The organism is Rhizobium sullae, assembly GCF_900169785.1.
GTDB classification, from domain to species: domain Bacteria; phylum Pseudomonadota; class Alphaproteobacteria; order Rhizobiales; family Rhizobiaceae; genus Rhizobium; species Rhizobium sullae.
Genome location: NZ_FWER01000039.1, coordinates 14706 through 31199, shown reverse-complemented (window position 1 = coordinate 31199; position 16494 = coordinate 14706). Strand labels below are relative to the sequence as shown.

Below are 16494 nucleotides of genomic sequence, written 5' to 3'. Positions count from 1 at the left end.
GCGCTTATCACGGCCCCTGTGTCGGTGGCTGCGGATCGGTGAACAAGGTAGCGCTCAATGGCGTTACCGACCAGCGCCGAACTGGCCGATCGCCATTCCGTTGCGTGATGTCGCCTGAACACCTGCTCCGATCGGGCGGCAGTCTGAGACAGAGACAAGAGTTGAGTCCACCCTATGACTCCGTAAATTTTAGAACCCGGACAGCATCCCAGAGTTTTCAGCGTTGCCGGAAGGAGTGCAGAACGAGATCTTTGTGGCATTGCCGCTCCTAAAGGCCTACCGTCCGCAACTCGGACGGCCCTATGCTCGGCCCATGCCATCCTCGACAGGCTGGTTCATAACGCTCACCACGTCGACCTATCCGGGGAAAGCTTGCGGCGAAACCAGGCGGCTTCATCGGATGAAGCTGATCCCCAAGGCCAGATTCAATCTTTGGTTCTCGCTGCAAACGGCGAGCCAATAATAGTCGACGAGGTTAAGCGTTCAAAGCGAACTGCACTCACGATAAAGCGTATCGTCGATAGCGATCGTAGGATGGGGCAGTTTGTTCTAACAGGTTCTTCAAACGTTTTTCCATGCCAGCTTCGATCTTTAGTTCCTTCCAGCAGACGAAAGATGAGACGTCTCCCAGCTTAATGCCGATCCTAAGGTGAGGTAGCTAAATGAAGGCTGCTTCGCATCCGCAAAGGCAAAGTCGCTTGTGGCATTTGCACATTCGTCCGGACCTCTGTCGCGCACCGATTTTGCTCGCCGAGACCTTCCTGTGGCTATCTCGCCGGCACGCGGCTGCCGCGATACCGTTAGGTTGCGAGCTTTTGGACATCGATGCGTCGATCGTCGGCAGAAACGGTGATCTCGAAGTGGTCGGTCTGCACAACGTCGCGAATGTTCCGCGGCCGGTGTGCGACGATGTTCATGCCGGCTCTGCGCCGGAGGCTGTCATAGAGGATGCCGGCCCCGCCGTTAGAACGCACTTGCTCACCAAGCGCTTGCGAAGCGGCGTAGCTGGTGCCGTCATAAACCTCGGGCCGAAGCATCTGCTCTCCACGAATGTCGAGATAGTCGCCAATCAGGATGGCCGTGTAGCTTCTATAGGTGCGCCTCATCGTCGCCACACCGCGCGCTACAGCTTCGCGCCGAAGATGATGGCCAACCTCGGCTGCGGCTGTGCGGAGATCGTCGGCGGCATACCATGCGCCGAGATCGGTGCCGTTAAACCGCATTCCTCCCGGCGCTACATGGAGAAATGCGGCCATCACAATGCTGGAATTGGCAGTGCCATAGACCCATTCACCCTCGGGAAGCCGTTGGATGCGGTCGGCAACGAGACGGTCATTGGTCCAGCCGGCAAGCTCCATTACGGCTTCGAGATCGGCCGCCGTCGCAACGGTATCAAAAAGCCCGATCGGCGGAAATTGCGATGGGATCAGCCGGTACGAAGGGCGTGGCGCCTGGGCAAAACGGTCACTCACCGGAAGACGATGTCCCCATCGTCGTAAGGTGTGAACGTTTCGTCCAGGATGTTCGGATGCATGTAGATGCCCCCTCTTGCCGCATCGAGAAATCGACGAACTGTCATCAGGCCGTCCTGTGTTCCGCTCGTCAGGACGTTGAGCGGGGGATGGCCACCGAAAACAAGCGCTTCATGCGGCGTCCGCAGCCACGCGACGGCGGCGCGTTCATTGGGAAACAGGATCCCAAGCGCTTGGTGAATGCCGAGCACGGCCGAGATTCGAATGAGGGTGTCGACGTCCAGCGTGAAGGTACCATGTTCACGCGCCTGCTTGGCCCAGTTGTGATACGTGGACCGGGACGGGTAACCCAGCACAAGCATGCGCTGCTCTTCATTCAGGCCCCAAAGATCGGCGATCGCCAGAAAGGTTCGCAACGCCGGCGCGCTCAGCTTTTTGCGGGTTGCAGGAGCAAACCGGTCGGTTTCCAGGCGCTGCGGCTCATGCTTGTCTTGTTGCTCTGTGCGTCGCGCATGCGGCATAATAGCCTCCTGTCTTGAAATAGACATAGTCCAAATATGGACTCATCGCAAGCAGTTTTAAAAGCTGGGCCAGGAGCGTCCACCTATAGCCTTTTAACGTTCAAGAGCCGAGCGAACTTATTGAAATAAACGCGGGCATTCCGCGCCTCTGACCCCAATCTCTTCCGAACGGAGCAACCTGCCACACTCTTCTTCTGAGCGTGATTTGTCGCGACGATAGAAAAGCAGTGCCACCGCGTTTTGAACTGACCCCCGAAAGTTGGGTCATGATTATAACGAGCCAGCTGGGTATGGAGAATTGGAGATTAAACAGAGCTTCTGAGAAAGAGATCAGGAATGCAGTGAAGAGCGTAATGGGCAAGTGGGCTATTCCATGCATTCTGTCCCCGCTGCAAAGGCCCGAAAGAGGGCCAAGCCGCTTGGCCAGTCCTCAAGCCCGCTGCCGCTGTTGATGTGTCCGAATGCGCCGACCTCGACAATGCCGCTGCCCCACTGAGCCGCCCGTGTCCTGGCATACTCGACCTCGCTATAGGGATCATCGGAGCTTGCAATGATGAGCGAGGGAAAACGGAACCTACCCTCGGGCACAGCCGCGAATGTGGCCACCGCTGCCGGAAAGGCTTCGGATTGCGGATCGGGCACGGAGACGAGAAACGCCCCTGCTACAGCAAGAGAAGAGGCGCGCTGCCAATGGCCCACAAGAAGGCAGGCGAGACTATGCGCAACGAGCAGCGGCGGTTCGTCCGCGGTGGCTACGGCGCGGTCCAGCGCTCCGATCCAGTCGACCAAGTCCGGCTGATCCCAGCTCTTGGGTTGGAAACGCCGTGCGCGTGGATTTGCGCGCTCCCAAAAAGTCTGCCAGTGCGTCTCTCCCGAGCCGCCGATGCCGGGCAGGATAACGATTTCGGCCATGCGTTTACTCCTATTTTATTGAGTGGATCGAAAGATGGCATCTTCCATCGCCGCACTGAATGGAGAACTATCGGAGAAGGTGCCTGAATTCCGATAGATTAAAGGTCAAATGTCTTGCTCACTCGAAATAATCGTTCCCCTCTGGATCCGACCGACATTGCAATCATCGAGGCGCTGCAGGAGAACGGCCGAATCGCGATCTCCGAGCTTGGGCGCAAAATCGGACTGTCGCAGCCAGCAACGTCGGAAAGAGTGAAGCGCCTCGAAGAGAGGGGTATCATTGTCGGCTACGGCGCCCGGATCGATCCCGCCAGCCTTGGATTAGGAATGATGGCGGTCGTCCGGCTGCGCACAACGCATGAACACATTCGCGCGTGCCTGAAACAATTTTCCGAAATGCCGCAGGTCATCGAGGTGTTGCGGCTGACGGGTGAGGACTGCTTTCTACTGAAAGTGCTCGTCCCGTCACCGGGAGAGCTGGAGACGATCGTCGATTCCATTGCGCGCTTCGGGGCGGTCACCACATCTCTCGTGCTGCGGAGCGAGCGGCCCAAGTTGATCGGACGCGACCTTGTCCAGCGGCTCTAACCCTCAGCGTATGCCTCAGTCGACGAGCAGAGCCTAGCCCGGGTGCAAAATCGAGTACCGACACCCGACCAATATGGGAGCCGACAAAAGCGTTTCCGCTGGGTATGGTGTTGCAGGCCTGCCCAGCTATCGTGGATTACGGGCCGGGAGGAGCTGTCAGCGGTGGGCAGGACCTGATGTCGGCCGCAGTCGTGGTGCGATTGATGCTCGGGGTCAGTCCGTCGGCCTATCAGGATGCCTGCGAGGTCATTGGACCCGAAAACGCCGCCGTCGCCGTGGCATCAAGCTCACCGGGCTGCGTCTGAAAAACGGGGCAACCCTCAATAACAAAGCCAAGCGGGCCAGAGCTACTACAAGGAACATCAGCGGTGGGAGGATCGGCAGTTCATCGTCGTCGAGACCGAGGTGACAAACGCTGACGATTGTGAACTTGCTCTCGACAAAGGGATCGGCTTGGCCTGACCATCAGGGCGGAGAGATTTCACGGTTATGTGGCCGCCGCGACGCCCACGCTCACGATAGCACTCTAGCCGCTCGACCGCTTCGCCGCGTGGCGCTGTTGTAGTAGCTGGATGCCTGTTGCACGGAGCGGTGACGGGATTGCTCCATCGCTTCGGGTAGGGGAACTCCGAGGTTCGCGGCTTCGGTGAGATAACCGGACCGCAATCCGTGCGCCGAAAACTCCGCACGCTCCAGTCCCGCCGCCGCCACCCGCCGCTTGACGATATCGTTGACCGCCTTCGGATCGAGTGCGCGCCGACTGACATTGCCCCAGCGATCGATCGCCCGAAAGACACTGCCGCTGTCGATCTTCGCAGCTTTCAGCCAGGCGTTCAGCGCGTCCACCGGCCGGCCGGTGAGGTAAACGACCTCATCTTGGCTGAGGCCCGAATTCTTGGTGCGGCCGAGATGGATGGACAGCGAGGGGAGGGGGCTTCCGCCCTCGCCGACGACCGGTGCCTCGACCGTCAGTTGCTCCCGGCGCAGGCCGGCCAATTCGCTGCGACGACGACCGCCAGACGCAAAGGCGACCATCAGGATCGCCCGGTCGCGCAGATCGCACAGACTGTCGCCGCCGCAGGTCGCGAGCAGCTTCGCCAGCACGTCACCGGTGACCGCCTTGGTGCTCTTCCGGCGGCGTTGCAGCGGCGTGGCGCGAATGGCGTGCCGCATCGCGGATTTGACGGAAGGGGAAGAGAACACGCCATCGAGGCCGCGCCATTTCGTCAGGGTCGACCAGTTGGCGAGACGTCGTTGCACGGTTGCAGGCGCGTGCGGTCCGGCAGTCCTGAGAAAGCCGGATTGCCGAAGCTCCAGCGTGACGGCCTCCGGCATGCCATGCTCTGCATCATCCTCGCGTCGACTAGGATCCCAGAGGTGGTGAGCAACGAATTTCCGCAACAGAGCTTCCGGCGCCGGCCAGGGGAGGGGGCTACCTGTTGCCGCAACCGACCAGGCTTCAAGATAGGCAAGATCTGAGGTCAGCGCCCGCAGCGTGTTTTCGCCCATGCCTTGGTTGACGAGGTGTTTGAGCGTCTCGACGTCCTGGTCTGTCAGCAGTTCGGCGAGCTTATCGCGCCGGTCGGTCAGCAGCACCGCGGCGATCGTGTCGAGTTGCTCGGCGCGGCGATCAACGGCACTCATTTAGGCAGCCATGTTCGTCGTAAAGATCGTCATGATTGGAGGTCGCATCAGAGGGGACGTTGGCACGCCCCTCAGAAGCCAGTCTCAGGAACTCGTCCATCGTCCCATTCCGGGTGGCAATCGACGTCAGAGTCGCGGTTGGCTGCCCCTCTCGGCAGATCAGAATTTCATCATGACGCTGAGCCAGTTCAATTAACTCCTCAAACCGCATCGCCGCCTCGGCTATCTCTACCAAGATCTTCATCTGCAGCGCACCTCACCAGACACGTTCGTGCAGCACGGCATCGAACACCACATCCGTCGAGACGAAGGTGCAATGCTCGAGCCGCGCCTGGGCTGCCAGAATCCGATCCCACGGATCCCGGTGTTCCCAATCAAAGACAGCCGCCAATTCGGCATGCAGATCGGTGACAGCAAGCGCCTGAAGACCGCTGGCCGTCACGGCTGCTCGCAGTTCTTGCGGTTTCAAGTCGAGTTTTTTCAGGCGCATCTTGTTGTCCAGCTCGTAGAAGGAAACCGCGCTGACCAGGATGGTGTTGGTCTTGTCCTCGATCAGCGATCGTGCTCTCGATGAGAGGCGCTCGCTGCCGATCGTCCACCAATAAACGGCGTGGCTGTCGAGCAGCACCCTCATTTGTCAGCCTTGCCGTTAGACTTGCCCTGCCAGACACCGGTATCGTCGTTGAAGTCTCCGGCGTCGATGGCCGCCTGCTCGGCATCGGCGTCGTCGAACAGATCGTCGGGAAGCTCGCGATGGCGCAGCAGGCCGAACGGCCTTTTACCACCGAGATCGGCCGGGCCGATGCGGGCATAGATCTGATTGCCGCGCATGATAAGAATTTCCTCGCCCTGGTTGGCGCGCTCGAGCACCTCGGCGAAATTTTTGCGCGCTTCGCTGATCTTGTAGCTGGTCTGGGGCATCGTGCGCTCCAATATTATTCTTGAGCGCCACGATATCACCGCAAACGCGTATGTACAAGTCGTGTGTACATCTAACTTCCGATAAGCATCACTTATCGGAAGTGATGCAGTTAAAAATCCGCAGCCATGACGGGACGAACCCCACATATTTACTTTCTCGCGCGCCCTTTAGAGGAGAGCGCGTCGGAGGCGAGGTGGCGCTCCCCATCATGCTTATCGTTTGCGGATGCGGGAAGACGTCTTCAGCCAGGCCTTTTAGGCAATGGGCTCCGCCGTCGGCGGCAAGCTGTGGCCGCTGCTCAAATGGCAGCAATGAGACAGTCACGATTTGCTCTTGATATCGTCGGAAATGTTCTCTGCGCTGGCCGAGTGATGCCCAGTCGCCGCACTTTTCGATAACGGTGGCGGCCAAAGTGGAGGCAACGCCGGGTTCCGGCACCTGCAATCACGGCCAGCCGACCTATATCTAACTGAAGCTTGCCGGTAGCGAGCGGCTGTGTGGACGGCGGTAGCTCCGGAACGTCGTTTGCAACGGCAATAGCTTGTCCGCATCACTTTTCGGGGAGGTAAGGAGCCATGATTTCCGGCGCACACATGATCATCTACAGCACGGATGCCGAGGCAGATCGCGCATTTTTTCGCAATGTTCTGCGTTTTCCAGCAATCGATGCTGGCGAAGGCTGGTTGATCTTCGCATTGCCGCCGGCCGAGATTGCCGTTCACCCGGCCGCCGAAGGTGACAGCCACGAAGTCTATCTCATGTGCGAAGACGTCAATGCCACAATCCAAGAGCTGAAATCGCGCGATGTTGGATGCACTTCGGTCACCGATGAAGGCTGGGGCCTGCTCACGCATGTCTCGCTTCCCAGTGGCGGCTCGCTTGGCCTCTACCAGCCGAGGCATCCTTTGGCGCACAAAGCCGGGGCAGCTTAAATGGTGGTTTTCCGTTCGGACGCGCAACCAAGTAGAGACTTGGAGCGGGATGGAGATTGGAAGGCAAAACATCTTGCTCTGCCGGACTTTTTCAAGCTATCGGTCGGTTCTTGCCGTCCATCGGTATCAAGTGTCAGCCTTTCGCCACTAGATGCAGAAAAGTGTGATGACACTGGCGCATGTCATGCAAATGTATTACATTGCTAAGAACCAAAGGGAGATCTGCATATGGCCTCAAATGCGCTGGTTCAGACGCGGATTGACGCCGCTGTAAAGGAGCGCGCCACGGCGGTGCTCGAAAACATGGGACTGACGGTTTCGGATGCTGTCCGCATCCTGTTGACCCGAACTGCAAATGAAGGCGCCCTGCCATTGGAGCTCGTCAGCAACAGCGACGTCCATGATGCCTGGTTCCGTGCTAGGGTACTGCAAGCGCTCGAGGATACGCGGGCCGATGTCGAGGACGCCGACGCCGATAGGCATTTCAGTGCACGCCGGTCAGCAGCGCTGCGCAAAGCCGATGAATGATGAGACTCGTCTGGACACAATACTCTCTTGATGACCGCGACAATATCTTCAGCTATATCGAAGCAGCAAACCCACGGGCGGCGGTTCATGTCGATGAAGAGATAGTTCGCACGGCGCGCCGTCTCCTTGAGTTTCCTGAAAGTGGACGCCCCGGCCGGGTTGCTGGGACACGCGAACTTGTTATCCCGCGTACACCTTATATCGCGGCCTACGTGGCGATGGACGACAAGATTCGTATTCTGCGCATTTTGCATGGCGCCCAGATGTGGCCCGCTGAGATAGAAGACAAGTAGGCCTCTAACAGTCGTCTGCGCGTGTCGGCCCGATCGTGCCTCTCTTATCCAAAGCGCCATCGTCGAAATGGCTGCATTCACCTCCCCGCGGTTCCCCGATTGATCTTATCGAGGACGTTGCCGGCCGACCTCGGAGTGTTAGGGGCCTTGTCTCGGAAGACGTTCCGATTGAAACGCGGCGCCGGGCGCAAGGGGTAATGATCTTCAACGGAACGATAGGCTGTGAAATCGTAGGGCTACCTTCCCGGCCAGCGAAGAGCGCACGTCTAACCCAGGCGCAAAGTCACGTGTTTAAGGCGTTCTGATTCGGCAGCGATGTCATCTTTGGCAGGGTTTTAATTTCCCTGAAAGCCGCGGATCTTCTCCAGGAGTTCCGGCGCGATCTCAAACCGCCGCGCCTTGCCGCGCCCCATCGAGTTCTTCACGAAGCTCTCCGTCAGGAGCCCGCGTCGCGCCAACGGGTCGACAGTTTCGGTTACGCCAGTGCGCGTTAAACCCGTGGTTTCGACGATATTTGAAAGCGTTAGCGGCTGATGCCCCTGATGCATGATGTAGAGGACGCTCATCATGCCGATCTGCTTCAACCGCGACTGAGGCGTTTCATCCTCCAGCGGATTGTCAAAAATCTCGTGGAATATGAAAGCCGAGAAGGCAAGGTTGTGCCACTGAATGTTGAGTGCTCTTGTCATTTGTTTAACTGCATAATATAAGGTTGTATAAATTTCCAGACGACACAGACGCCCGCGGCATCGTTGGCGTGTTGATTGCGGAGGGACGGCTCATGAAAAACCTTCTGATCAGGACGGTCTTGGCTCTTCTCAACGTCTCGCCATCATATCTCATTTCAGGGAGTTATGCGCGGGCAGATGATTGGGGATGCCAGGTTATCCTATGTCTTTCCAATCCCGGTGGAGCAACACAATTTGCCGAATGCCGCCCGCCGATTGAGAAACTGTGGCGAGAACTTTCAAAGGGACACGCGTTCCCAAGCTGCAACGGCGCTGGTTTCCGGGCATCTAGGCCCGGATACGCGCCCTATTATTGCGACGAGGGCTATAGGCTAACGATTCGATACAATGATCGCGGACGGCAGGTAAGCTGCATCTCGACCACGCCGCAGACTGTCTCAAACAATGAATGCACCTTCGACCACGAACGCGGAACTCACAGTTCCGGCTGGCGCTGGGATGACGGCCAGCGGCAATGCCGGCGCTACTTGACGATACAGCCACATATGCGCATGCGGCCCCATTACGTCGACGTGACCATCGATGGGATCGGAAGCCAAAGGGTGTGGTACTGAGCAATGCCGGTCGCCTTCGCCGATCTTGCACGGACATGCGCTCCCAACGTTGCGGTCGAGACGATCGCCGCCGTTGTCAGCTTGGAGAGCGATTTCCATCCCTATGCTACTCGCATCAACAGTGGCCCACCGCGTCCCGCACAACCGGCATCGAAGGCGGAGGCAATTGAGCTCGCCACTTCTCTCATTGTGGATCACCAGGACATCCAGATCGGCCTTGGCGGTCTCGGTTTGGAGGAAATGCGCAAGCTGAACCTTTCTATATCGGATGCGTTCGATGCCTGCCTGAACCTCAAGGCCACTGCCACGCTCCTCGATGGATACTATCGCCGTGCCCTGCGCGCAGGCGCCGATCCGGCGCAAGCGGAAAACATCATGCTTCAGTCTCATTTCGGCCGAGGCGATCCGTCCCTCGGCAAAGTGGTCCGGTATGACGAGCAGGTCCGCCAGGAAATGGTCCGGCTGTCCCACAAACTGGCGTCGCTTTCCGTTATCGCGCCGCGCATTGAGGCTCGTTTCGAGAGGCCCGCAGACATACAGGACGTGCCAGCAGTCGCAAAACGCCTTCCCCAAGCCAATGAGACCGCCGCATGGGACGTCTTCAATTCCCGGCGGCGATCCTCGGTTCTTGTGTTTCAGAATGATCGATCGGAGCAAAGTGAATGACTTCAAAATCCAGTCTTCGCCGTGTCGCTGCCCCTGCCTTGACGGCCGCAGCCATTGTTGCCTGCATGGCAGAACCGGCCTTCGCCCAAGCCGCGGGTATCGAGACCGTCTTGCAGAATATCGTCGATATGTTGACCGGCAACATCGCCCGACTGCTCGCGGTCATCGCCGTGATTATCATCTGCATTGCCTGGATGTTCGGCTACATGGATCTGCGCCGCGCCGGCTTCTGGATCATTGGTATCGGAGGGATCTTTGGCGCCACTGAACTCGTCAACACCATCGTTGGAGGATGAGACCGATGGCGGCAGCTCCCGGTATCGAAGAAGACACCCTGTTCCTTGCCTGCACACGGCCGGCGATGATCGCCGGTGTGACGATGGAGGCGATGGGTTTGAACGTCATGCTGACGACGATCCTCTACATCACGGCGGGGTCAATCGCCTACGCGCTTGTCGGAATCGTCTTCCACCTCTTATTCCGAACGCTCGTCAAGCATGACCACAACACGTTCCGGATCCTGATTTCGTGGATCGAAACCCGCGGTCGATCGCGAAACACCTCCTATTGGGGCGGGACCACGCTCTCACCCCTGAAGCTCACCAGACGCTATGACAAAGGGGACTTGAGCCTTGCCTAGCAAAGCAACGCTTCGGTCCCGCGAACTCGGGCCTGAGACCTTTATTCCTTACGTGCGCCATGTCGACGAAATAGCGATCGGGCTCGATTCCAGGGCGTTGATGGTGATGATCGCGCTCGAAGGCATTTCCTTTGAAACAGCGGATGTCCTGGACCTCAACAGCCTGCACCGCAACCTGAACACCCTCTACCGGAACATCGCCGACGAGCGCCTCGCGCTCTGGACGCATGTCATTCGCCGCCGCGACAACGACTATCCGGAAGGAAAATTCACCAATCCTTTCTCCGACGCGCTGAATTCAAAATACCGCGAGCGCATGATCGGCGAGGAGCTGTTTCGCAACGATCTCTACCTCTCACTGGTCTGGCATCCCGGACGAGATCCCGCCGAAAAGGCCGCCGAGATTCTTTCGCGGCTGCGCAGGGCACGCCGGGCCGATATCGAGCTCAACGAAACTGCGCTGAAGCACCTGCACGACAAGCTGTCCGACATCACCGCGGGCCTGAAACGCTTCGAGCCCCGCGTGCTCTCCCTCTACGAGCAGGACGGCACCCTTTTCTCCGAGCCGAGCGAGGTTCTGCACCAGATCGTGGGCGGCCGGCGCGAGCCCGTTCCATTGACGGAAGGACGGATTTCATCTGCGATCTATTCCGATCGGGTGATTTTCGGCCGCGAGACGATCGAAATCCGTCACGAAGCCGAAAGCCGCTATGCCGCAATGTTTGGGTTCAAGGAATATCCGGCAACCACCCGCAGCGGCATGCTCGACGGCATTCTGACGGCCCCGTTCGAGCTTATCCTCACACAATCCTTCGCCTTCATCTCGAAAGCGGATGCGCGCGTCATCATGGGGCGCAAGCAGAACCAGATGGTCAGCGCCGGCGACAAGGCGGCATCCCAGGTCGAGGAACTCGACGCGGCGATGGACGATCTCGAATCCAACCGCTTCGTGCTCGGCGAGCATCACCTTACTCTTTCAGTCTTCGCTATTTCGGTCAAAGAGCTGACCGACAATCTGGCGAAGGCGCGCTCGCACCTTACCAATGGCGGTGCGGTCGTCGCGCGCGAGGATCTCGGGCTTGAAGCGGCTTGGTGGGCGCAACTGCCCGGCAACTTTCGCTACCGTGCGCGGTCTGGCGCCATCACATCCCGGAATTTCGCGGCACTTTCGCCTTTCCACTCCTATCCAATCGGGCAGAAGGACGGAAACGAGTGGGGACCGGCCGTCGCCATGTTGAAAACCGCGTCCGGCTCGCCTTTCTACTTCAACTTCCACCACGGCGACCTTGGCAACACGTTCATCTGCGGACCATCGGGCACGGGCAAGACCGTGCTCGTGAACTTCATGCTTTCCCAGCTCGAAAAGCACGATCCCCACATGGTCTTTTTCGACAAGGATCGTGGAGCGGACCTTTTCGTCCGGGCAGCGGGCGGCGCTTACCTGCCGCTGAGGAATGGCATTGCCACCGGCTGCGCACCGCTCAAGGCACTTGCGCTCACAGCGGAAAACAAGGTGTTTCTCGCACGGTGGGTCGGCAAGCTCGCGGGATCGGCGAAGCGTGAGCTGATGGTGACAGAGCTGCGCGAGATCGCCTCGGCCATCGACGGTCTGGCGGACCTGCCGGTCGAACGACGCTCCATCGGCGCCTTGCGCACTTTCCTCAACAACACCGACCCTGAGGGCATCGCCTCGCGATTGCGGCGCTGGGAACGAGAAGGGCCGCTTGGCTGGGTCTTCGACAACGATGGTGACGAGATCGGGATCGGTGCCAAATTCATCGGATACGACATGACCGATTTCCTCGACAATGAGGAAATCCGCACACCCTTGATGGCCTATCTCTTTTTCCGCATCGAGCAACTGATCGACGGGCGCCGCATCATCATCGTGATCGATGAATTCTGGAAGGCCCTGCAGGACGAAGGTTTTCGCGATCTCGCCGAAAACAAGCTCAAAACGATCCGCAAACAGAATGGGCTCATGCTGTTTGCGACCCAAAGCCCGCGCGATGCGATCGTGTCGCCGATCGCCCACACGATCATCGAGCAGTGCCCGACGCAGATCTTCCTTCCCAATCCGCGCGGCGATCATGCCGACTACGTAGACGGTTTCAAGCTCACAGAACGCGAGTTCGAGCTTGTCGCACGTGAACTCCCTGCCGAAAGCCGCCGCTTCATCGTCAAGCAAGGGCATAACAGCGTCGTCGCAGAACTGAACCTCAGAGGCTTCGATGACGAGCTTGCCATATTGTCCGGCCGCACGGCCAACGTGGAACTTGCCGAGGTGATCAGGGCAGAAGCCGGTGACCGGCGCGAGGACTGGCTGGCGATATTTCAGCAAAGAAGGAGAGCGGGATGAGGCAAAGGAAAAGGGCAAGGTTTTCTCTTATGACGGCAGCTACCGTGTTGCCGACCGCAATGGCATCCGCACAGGGCATTCCGGTCATCGACCAGACGGCGATCGTAAAGCAGATCGAAAGCATCACGCAGCTGAAATCCCAGCTCGACACGCTGAACCAGCAGCTCCGGCAGGCTGAGCAGCTTTATGGATCGCTGAACAAGATCACCCACATGGCGGACGTCGCAGGCCTGCTCAACGACCCTTCGATCCGCAATGCGCTGCCACAGGACTTTAATGCCATCGAAGGTCTGTTCAAGGGGGCAGGGACCGGCGCCTTCGGCAATTCCGCTTCGAAATTCCTCGAGCACAATTCGACCTATCACACCGACGCCAATGATTTCTACGCGCAGGAATTGCAGCGCGCCCAGAAGCAGAACGCAGGCCAGATGAGCCTCGGCCAACAGATCTATGACGCAGCCACCAAGCGCGTCGAGGGCATCGATCAGCTCCGCCAGCAGATTTCCAGCGCGGCGGGCGCCAAGGACATCGCCGATCTTCAGGCACGGCTGCAGGCGGAAACGGCGTTTCTTCAAACCGACGTGCTGCGCATGCAGGGTTTGCAGATGGTCCAGCAGGCGCAGGTGCAGGTCGATGACCAGCGAAAGGCGGAAGATTGGCGCAGCCGCATGGACGCAATGGGAGCAGCGCTCAAATGAAATGGGCCCCTCTTGGAACGATCGCGCGTGCTTTGCCGGTTTGCTTCGGCCAGACGGAAGAAACCTCTACCATCGACCAGCCTGCTGATCAGGCCTTGCTTGCGAAGGTCACAGCCGAGTGCCGGAACAATCGCAGCGGACCTGCTGACATGCAAGAAAACGCGGAGGCGGCGGACGTGAAGCTGCGGTCTGGACCGATGCGCAAGTCGCCCGGAGGCTAAGGGATGTATCAGGTCTTCAGCTTCGTGGATGGGCAGTTTAAGGCGCCGCTCGAAAATTTCATCTCGTCAGGCACCGCAAACATCGCCAACTGGGTGACCGGCCCGCTCACCGCGGCGCTGACGCTCTACGTCGTGCTCTTCGGCTACCTTGTGCTGCGCGGTTCTGTCCAGGAGCCCATTCTTGAGTTTGCGTTTCGGGCAATGAAGCTTGCAATCATCGTCATGCTGGTGAGGAACGCCAGCGAGTACCAGACCTATGTGACCGATCTGTTCTTCGAGATGCTGCCCAAGGAGATTTCTCAGGCGTTGAATGCGGGCACTGCGCCGAGCGCGTCGACGTTCGACAGCCTGCTCGACAAGGGCCAGAGGTGCGCCTACGAGATCTGGTCCCGCGCTTCCTGGCCGGTCGACATCGTTACCGGTATCGGCGGTATGATGGTTATTGGCGCGAGCTTTATTGTCGCGGCGGTCGGTTACATCATTTCCCTCTACGCTCGGCTGGCACTCGCCGTCGTGCTTGCGATCGGCCCGATCTTCGTTGCGCTTGCCATGTTCCAGTCCACGCGCCGTTTCACCGAGTCCTGGATAGGACAGCTTGCCAATTTCGTCATTCTGCAGGTTTTGGTCGTTGCGATCGGCTCGCTGTTGATCACCTGCATCGACACGACCTTTACTACTGTCGAAAGCTATAGCGACGTCCTGATGCGCCCGATCGCGCTCTGCTCCATCTGCCTTGCCGCGCTTTACGTCTTCTATCAGTTGCCCGGTATTGCGTCGGCTCTCGCCGCAGGCGGGGCATCCTTGACCTACGGCCATGGTGCCGCTCGCGATGCTCACGAAAGCACGCTTGCCCGGGCAGCCTCGTATACCGCGAGAGCGGCCGGGCGACGTGCCCGCACCGTTTCGCGCCGTTTCAGACCGAAAGGGGCAGAATGACGGCCGCCTCCCTAAGAAAATGAACAGGTTGTTTCCGCATGCTTCGCACCGTTTCATTGTTTCTCATCGCCGGGACACTTTCCGCCTGCAGCGCGATGACACACCCGCTTCCCAAATGCGACGGCTACTCCCGCCGGCCGCTGAACCGGTCCATGTGGCAGTGGGAAGATGACAGTAAGCTGAAGCAGCCTACGTCGAAGGCCAGTCCTGCGGACCCGGCAGGCCATGCCGCGCCCTACGCGCATGAGCTAGCCTCAGCAAAGCCGGCCGCCTTCGCGCGTTTCAATGTCGGAGGTACCAACCATCCAGGTAAGGGCGAGTGAGATGGTGACGCCGGATAATCTGAAGAGCTACTTCGAAAAGGCGCGCCGGTTCGATCAGGATCGGCTCATCCAAGTGGAGCGCTCTGCCCGCATCGCCTGGTTCGTTGCTGGTTGTGCCGGCATCGTGGCGGCCGTCTCCGTCTTCGCCATTGCCGGGCTGACCCCCTTGAAAACGGTCGAGCCCTTTGTGGTCCGCGTCGACAACGCCACCGGCATCGTCGACGTCGTCTCCGCCTTGAAGTCGGTCGCCGGGAGCTATGACGAGGCCGTCACCAAATACTTCGGGGCCAAGTATGTGCGCGCGCGAGAAGGTTATGTCTGGAGCGAGGCCGAGGAGAATTTCCGAACCGTTGCCTTGCTCTCCACGCAGCCGGAGCAGACGCGTTTTGCAACCGTCTACCGGGGCAGCAACCCGCAATCTCCGCAGAATGTCTACGGCCGCAGCGCGACGGCGCGCATCAATATTGTTTCGATCTCCCTGATCAATGCCAACGTGGCCTCCGTGCGCTACATGCGGACGATCACCCGCGGAGACGATGTGCGCACCACGCACTGGGTTGCAACGCTCACCTTTTCCTATGTCAACGCGCCGATGTCGTCGACCGACCGTCTGGTTAATCCCCTGGGCTTTGCGGTCAGCGAATATCGCGCCGATCCGGAGGCCATCAATTGAAACAGATATTCCTGATCGCCTCTGTTTTGAGCCTTGGTCTTTCACTGACAGCAGGTGCCCTGGAAATTCCCCGCGGCGCATCGCAGGATAGCCGTATCCGCTTCGTGGATTATCAGCCCTACAACATCACAAGGATCGTCGGCACCTTGCGCTCGTCGATCCAGGTCGAGTTTGCTGCTGACGAGGAGATTGCCCATGTGGCGCTCGGCAATAGCGTCGCATGGGAGGTGGCGCCGGCCGGCAACATGCTGTTCCTAAAGCCGCGCGAACATCAGCCGGTGACCAATATCTCGGTTGTGACGACAAGGCGCAACGGATCGACCCGCAGCTATCAGATGGAACTGACCGTGCGGGACGGAACGGTCGAGGTCGGACAAAACACCTATTTTTACGTGAAGTACCGCTACCCAGCCGATGAGGCGGAGCGCCGCCGTCAGAAGGCCGCCCTCCGTGCTCAGGCTGCTGAGGCAGGTCGGGCGGACCGGGTGCTCGCGCTCCATGAGGCCTATGGGCCGCGGAACTGGCGCTATTCGGCGCAAGGCTCTGTCTCGCTCGAACCGCAGGCCGTCTATGACAACGGCAGGCTCACGACCTTCGCCTTTGCCGGCAATCAGGAAATGCCGGCAATCTACCTGGAAAACTCCGACGGCACTGAGAGCCTGGTTCCGAAATCCGTCGACGGCAATCTGGTGCTGGTCCATGCCGTCAGCCGCAAGTTCATTCTGCGCAGGGGAGGGGACGTCTTGTGCATCTTCAACGAGGCCTATGATCGTGTCGGCATCAAGCCTGAGACCAACACGACGTCACCGTACGTGGAGCGGGTCGTGAAGACACAACCCGCTGTCGCGCAATAGGAAAACGTC

24 protein-coding genes and 2 pseudogenes are annotated in these 16494 nt (G+C 59.1%); 17 read left to right on the top strand and 9 right to left on the bottom strand.

What is annotated here, in order from left to right; translation table 11 throughout:
• Positions 1 to 309 precede the first annotated feature (309 nt).
• Together BN1800_RS44425 and BN1800_RS40615 are read left to right on the top strand one after the other, a co-directional pair.
• A pseudogene (locus BN1800_RS44425) lies at positions 310 to 384 on the top strand (ATP-binding protein); the annotation flags it as partial.
• Positions 373 to 636 (top strand): AAA family ATPase, encoded by a 264-nt coding sequence (locus tag BN1800_RS40615; protein ID WP_179213901.1) that lies wholly within the window; start codon positions 373 to 375, stop codon positions 634 to 636. The pseudogene BN1800_RS44425 and the gene BN1800_RS40615, both read left to right, overlap by 12 nt.
• A 164-nt stretch (positions 637 to 800) precedes the next feature.
• On the opposite strand, the gene BN1800_RS27350 is transcribed toward BN1800_RS40615, so the two are convergent.
• From BN1800_RS27350 to BN1800_RS27340, 3 genes are all read right to left on the bottom strand, one after another.
• Entirely contained in the window at positions 801 to 1472 is a 672-nt protein-coding gene (locus BN1800_RS27350) for an RES family NAD+ phosphorylase (RefSeq protein WP_087001945.1), read from the bottom strand.
• Positions 1469 to 1993, bottom strand: a complete 525-nt coding sequence (locus BN1800_RS27345; RefSeq protein WP_087001944.1) for an antitoxin Xre/MbcA/ParS toxin-binding domain-containing protein — start codon at positions 1991 to 1993, stop codon at positions 1469 to 1471. The genes BN1800_RS27350 and BN1800_RS27345 overlap by 4 nt, the downstream gene beginning before the upstream one ends.
• 366 nt (positions 1994 to 2359) lie before the next feature.
• On the bottom strand, positions 2360 to 2905 hold the full coding sequence (locus BN1800_RS27340) for an RBBP9/YdeN family alpha/beta hydrolase (RefSeq protein ID WP_087001943.1): 546 nt from the start codon (positions 2903 to 2905) through the stop codon (positions 2360 to 2362).
• Between the two features lie 114 nt (positions 2906 to 3019).
• On the opposite strand from BN1800_RS27340, the gene BN1800_RS27335 reads away from it, so the two are divergent.
• Both BN1800_RS27335 and repC read left to right on the top strand, forming a co-directional pair.
• Positions 3020 to 3493, top strand: a complete 474-nt coding sequence (locus tag BN1800_RS27335) for an Lrp/AsnC family transcriptional regulator (protein ID WP_027512621.1) — start codon at positions 3020 to 3022, stop codon at positions 3491 to 3493.
• A 26-nt stretch (positions 3494 to 3519) separates the two neighbouring features.
• A pseudogene (repC, locus tag BN1800_RS27330) lies at positions 3520 to 3774 on the top strand (replication initiation protein RepC); the annotation flags it as partial.
• A gap of 232 nt (positions 3775 to 4006) precedes the next feature.
• Here repC and BN1800_RS27325 read toward each other — a convergent pair.
• The 5 genes from BN1800_RS27325 to BN1800_RS40610 form a co-directional block, all read right to left on the bottom strand.
• Positions 4007 to 5137, bottom strand: coding sequence for a tyrosine-type recombinase/integrase (locus BN1800_RS27325; RefSeq protein WP_087001942.1), 1131 nt, complete (start codon positions 5135 to 5137; stop codon positions 4007 to 4009).
• A complete protein-coding gene (locus tag BN1800_RS27320) occupies positions 5124 to 5381 on the bottom strand; it encodes a type II toxin-antitoxin system Phd/YefM family antitoxin (protein WP_087001941.1) in 258 nt (85 codons plus the stop codon). Before BN1800_RS27320 ends, BN1800_RS27325 begins: the two co-directional genes overlap by 14 nt.
• A 12-nt stretch (positions 5382 to 5393) precedes the next feature.
• The gene (locus BN1800_RS27315) at positions 5394 to 5771 is read right to left on the bottom strand and encodes a type II toxin-antitoxin system VapC family toxin (protein ID WP_027512624.1); all 378 of its coding nucleotides are present in this window, start codon (positions 5769 to 5771) and stop codon (positions 5394 to 5396) included.
• A complete protein-coding gene (locus tag BN1800_RS27310) occupies positions 5768 to 6058 on the bottom strand; it encodes a type II toxin-antitoxin system Phd/YefM family antitoxin (RefSeq protein WP_027512625.1) in 291 nt (96 codons plus the stop codon). Before BN1800_RS27310 ends, BN1800_RS27315 begins: the two co-directional genes overlap by 4 nt.
• An 88-nt stretch (positions 6059 to 6146) precedes the next feature.
• Positions 6147 to 6503, bottom strand: coding sequence for a hypothetical protein (locus BN1800_RS40610; protein WP_143534103.1), 357 nt, complete (start codon positions 6501 to 6503; stop codon positions 6147 to 6149).
• A gap of 131 nt (positions 6504 to 6634) precedes the next feature.
• Here BN1800_RS40610 and BN1800_RS27305 point away from each other — a divergent pair, with 131 nt between their 5' ends.
• The 3 genes from BN1800_RS27305 (at position 6635) to BN1800_RS27295 (ending at position 7812) form a co-directional block, all read left to right on the top strand.
• Positions 6635 to 6991: a VOC family protein gene (locus BN1800_RS27305; protein ID WP_087001940.1), complete on the top strand. Its 357-nt coding sequence runs from the start codon at positions 6635 to 6637 to the stop codon at positions 6989 to 6991.
• Between the two features lie 228 nt (positions 6992 to 7219).
• Complete coding sequence (locus tag BN1800_RS27300; protein ID WP_027512627.1) at positions 7220 to 7519, top strand: type II toxin-antitoxin system RelB/DinJ family antitoxin; 300 nt, start codon at positions 7220 to 7222, stop codon at positions 7517 to 7519.
• A complete protein-coding gene (locus BN1800_RS27295; RefSeq protein ID WP_027512628.1) occupies positions 7519 to 7812 on the top strand; it encodes a type II toxin-antitoxin system RelE/ParE family toxin in 294 nt (97 codons plus the stop codon). The genes BN1800_RS27300 and BN1800_RS27295 overlap by 1 nt, the downstream gene beginning before the upstream one ends.
• Before the next feature lie 335 nt (positions 7813 to 8147).
• Here the strand turns inward: BN1800_RS27295 and BN1800_RS27290 are convergent, their stop codons facing one another.
• Positions 8148 to 8501, bottom strand: coding sequence for a MarR family transcriptional regulator (locus BN1800_RS27290; RefSeq protein ID WP_027512629.1), 354 nt, complete (start codon positions 8499 to 8501; stop codon positions 8148 to 8150).
• Between the two features lie 92 nt (positions 8502 to 8593).
• Here BN1800_RS27290 and BN1800_RS42845 point away from each other — a divergent pair, with 92 nt between their 5' ends.
• From BN1800_RS42845 to virB9, 10 genes are all read left to right on the top strand, one after another.
• Entirely contained in the window at positions 8594 to 9115 is a 522-nt protein-coding gene (locus tag BN1800_RS42845; protein ID WP_087001939.1) for a hypothetical protein, read from the top strand.
• A gap of 3 nt (positions 9116 to 9118) precedes the next feature.
• Entirely contained in the window at positions 9119 to 9781 is a 663-nt protein-coding gene (locus BN1800_RS27280; RefSeq protein ID WP_087001938.1) for a lysozyme family protein, read from the top strand.
• Positions 9778 to 10077, top strand: coding sequence for a TrbC/VirB2 family protein (locus BN1800_RS27275; RefSeq protein ID WP_027512631.1), 300 nt, complete (start codon positions 9778 to 9780; stop codon positions 10075 to 10077). The genes BN1800_RS27280 and BN1800_RS27275 overlap by 4 nt, the downstream gene beginning before the upstream one ends.
• A gap of 5 nt (positions 10078 to 10082) precedes the next feature.
• The gene (locus BN1800_RS27270) at positions 10083 to 10421 is read left to right on the top strand and encodes a VirB3 family type IV secretion system protein (protein ID WP_087001937.1); all 339 of its coding nucleotides are present in this window, start codon (positions 10083 to 10085) and stop codon (positions 10419 to 10421) included.
• Positions 10414 to 12780, top strand: coding sequence for a VirB4 family type IV secretion/conjugal transfer ATPase (locus tag BN1800_RS27265; protein ID WP_087001936.1), 2367 nt, complete (start codon positions 10414 to 10416; stop codon positions 12778 to 12780). Before BN1800_RS27270 ends, BN1800_RS27265 begins: the two co-directional genes overlap by 8 nt.
• A 29-nt stretch (positions 12781 to 12809) precedes the next feature.
• Positions 12810 to 13478, top strand: coding sequence for a P-type DNA transfer protein VirB5 (gene virB5 / locus BN1800_RS27260; protein ID WP_244564662.1), 669 nt, complete (start codon positions 12810 to 12812; stop codon positions 13476 to 13478).
• A gap of 224 nt (positions 13479 to 13702) precedes the next feature.
• Positions 13703 to 14635, top strand: a complete 933-nt coding sequence (locus BN1800_RS27250) for a TrbL/VirB6 family protein (protein ID WP_087001933.1) — start codon at positions 13703 to 13705, stop codon at positions 14633 to 14635.
• Positions 14636 to 14673: 38 nt separating this feature from the next.
• The gene (locus BN1800_RS27245; RefSeq protein WP_027512637.1) at positions 14674 to 14958 is read left to right on the top strand and encodes a hypothetical protein; all 285 of its coding nucleotides are present in this window, start codon (positions 14674 to 14676) and stop codon (positions 14956 to 14958) included.
• A gap of 1 nt (position 14959) precedes the next feature.
• Entirely contained in the window at positions 14960 to 15631 is a 672-nt protein-coding gene (locus tag BN1800_RS27240; protein ID WP_027512638.1) for a VirB8 family type IV secretion system protein, read from the top strand.
• On the top strand, positions 15628 to 16485 hold the full coding sequence (gene virB9, locus BN1800_RS27235; RefSeq protein WP_087001932.1) for a P-type conjugative transfer protein VirB9: 858 nt from the start codon (positions 15628 to 15630) through the stop codon (positions 16483 to 16485). The genes BN1800_RS27240 and virB9 overlap by 4 nt, the downstream gene beginning before the upstream one ends.
• Positions 16486 to 16494: the final 9 nt, after the last annotated feature.

Excerpts from the sequence above, each read along its gene's own strand:
- BN1800_RS27250 (WP_087001933.1), top strand. The coding sequence starts at position 13,703 with ATGTATCAGGTCTTCAGCTTCGTGGATGGGCAGTTTAAGGCGCCGCTC.
- BN1800_RS27345 (WP_087001944.1), bottom strand. The coding sequence starts at position 1,993 with ATGCCGCATGCGCGACGCACAGAGCAACAAGACAAGCATGAGCCGCAG.
- BN1800_RS27290 (WP_027512629.1), bottom strand. The coding sequence starts at position 8,501 with ATGACAAGAGCACTCAACATTCAGTGGCACAACCTTGCCTTCTCGGCT.
- BN1800_RS27240 (WP_027512638.1), top strand. The coding sequence starts at position 14,960 with ATGGTGACGCCGGATAATCTGAAGAGCTACTTCGAAAAGGCGCGCCGG.
- BN1800_RS27340 (WP_087001943.1), bottom strand. The coding sequence starts at position 2,905 with ATGGCCGAAATCGTTATCCTGCCCGGCATCGGCGGCTCGGGAGAGACG.
- BN1800_RS27300 (WP_027512627.1), top strand. The coding sequence starts at position 7,220 with ATGGCCTCAAATGCGCTGGTTCAGACGCGGATTGACGCCGCTGTAAAG.
- BN1800_RS27295 (WP_027512628.1), top strand. The coding sequence starts at position 7,519 with ATGAGACTCGTCTGGACACAATACTCTCTTGATGACCGCGACAATATC.
- BN1800_RS27270 (WP_087001937.1), top strand. The coding sequence starts at position 10,083 with ATGGCGGCAGCTCCCGGTATCGAAGAAGACACCCTGTTCCTTGCCTGC.
- BN1800_RS27315 (WP_027512624.1), bottom strand. The coding sequence starts at position 5,771 with ATGAGGGTGCTGCTCGACAGCCACGCCGTTTATTGGTGGACGATCGGC.
- virB5 (WP_244564662.1), top strand. The coding sequence starts at position 12,810 with ATGACGGCAGCTACCGTGTTGCCGACCGCAATGGCATCCGCACAGGGC.
- BN1800_RS27310 (WP_027512625.1), bottom strand. The coding sequence starts at position 6,058 with ATGCCCCAGACCAGCTACAAGATCAGCGAAGCGCGCAAAAATTTCGCC.
- BN1800_RS27275 (WP_027512631.1), top strand. The coding sequence starts at position 9,778 with ATGACTTCAAAATCCAGTCTTCGCCGTGTCGCTGCCCCTGCCTTGACG.
- BN1800_RS27280 (WP_087001938.1), top strand. The coding sequence starts at position 9,119 with ATGCCGGTCGCCTTCGCCGATCTTGCACGGACATGCGCTCCCAACGTT.
- BN1800_RS27245 (WP_027512637.1), top strand. The coding sequence starts at position 14,674 with ATGCTTCGCACCGTTTCATTGTTTCTCATCGCCGGGACACTTTCCGCC.
- BN1800_RS27305 (WP_087001940.1), top strand. The coding sequence starts at position 6,635 with ATGATTTCCGGCGCACACATGATCATCTACAGCACGGATGCCGAGGCA.
- BN1800_RS27325 (WP_087001942.1), bottom strand. The coding sequence starts at position 5,137 with ATGAGTGCCGTTGATCGCCGCGCCGAGCAACTCGACACGATCGCCGCG.
- BN1800_RS27320 (WP_087001941.1), bottom strand. The coding sequence starts at position 5,381 with ATGAAGATCTTGGTAGAGATAGCCGAGGCGGCGATGCGGTTTGAGGAG.
- BN1800_RS42845 (WP_087001939.1), top strand. The coding sequence starts at position 8,594 with ATGAAAAACCTTCTGATCAGGACGGTCTTGGCTCTTCTCAACGTCTCG.